This is a genomic window from Rhizobium sp. P1_E6 (genome assembly GCF_056405875.1).
On sequence record NZ_JBFUBG010000292.1, the window covers coordinates 1 to 1,113 of the forward strand.

The following is a 1,113-nucleotide window of genomic DNA, read 5'->3' on the forward strand; positions in this document are numbered from 1 at the left end:
GGCTTCAAGGCGATCAAGCTCAACGGCTGCGAGGAAATGCAGATCGTCGATACCAACGAGAAGATCGACAAGGCGGTCGAGACCATCGCCACCATCCGCGAGGCGATCGGCCCGCATGTCGGCATCGGCGTCGATTTCCACGGCCGCGTCCACAAGCCGATGGCAAAGGTTCTGGCCAAGGAACTCGAACCCTACAAGCTGATGTTCATCGAGGAACCTGTTCTCTCCGAGCACCGCGAAACCCTGAAGGAAATCGCCAACCATTGCTCGACGCCGATCGCGCTCGGCGAACGCCTCTATTCGCGCTGGGACTTCAAGTCGGTCCTGTCGGACGGCTATGTCGATATCATCCAGCCGGACCTGTCGCATGCCGGCGGCATCACCGAGTGCCGCAAGATCGCAGCCATGGCCGAAGCCTATGACGTCGCAGTCGCGCCGCATTGCCCGCTCGGCCCGATCGCGCTTGCCGCCTGCCTGCAGGTCGATGCCATCTCCTACAATGCCTTCATCCAGGAACAGAGCCTCGGCATCCACTACAACAAGGGCAACGACATCCTCGACTACATCTCCAAAAAGGAGGTCTTCCAGTATGCCGACGGTTTCGTCTCCATTCCGCAAGGCCCCGGCCTCGGTGTCGAAGTGGACGAAGCCTATGTCATCGAGCGCGCCAAGGAAGGCCATCGCTGGCGCAACCCGATCTGGCGCCACGAAGACGGCAGCTTCGCCGAATGGTAAGGAGAGATGGTCCTATGTCGAAGCGCCTAAGCAACAAGCGCATCCCGGTGGCAGCCTGAGCATTCAGCAGCATTCGGCCTGACTGACTGATACCGGATTGCTTTTATCCGATCTCGAGTACCCCCCGCAATCTGGATCGCGGGTCCACGATTAGATTCCCTTCAAGAGCCGTATTCCGTTTTTCGACCACAGAAATTGTCGGGTTGACTTTACACGCTTCCGCAGAGCAAGCGGGAGGGAGCCTCGCATTGATGTGCTCGTCAACAATGCCGGAGTATGACCCCACCGTTGATGAGGACCGGACAAGGTTTCGAGTTCCAGTTTGGGGGGCAATCAACTCGGCACCTTCGCCCTTACGTCGTTGCTGCTGCCCAAATT

Annotated in this window: 1 protein-coding gene; it reads left to right on the forward strand. The window is 58.8% G+C overall.

Annotation, left to right across the window (positions count from 1 at the left end; genetic code table 11):
• Nucleotides 1–735 (forward strand): galactonate dehydratase (dgoD, locus tag AC1D35_RS36310; RefSeq protein WP_477942871.1); only part of this gene is annotated, 735 nt, incomplete at its 5' end.
• Nucleotides 736–1,113: the final 378 nt, after the last annotated feature.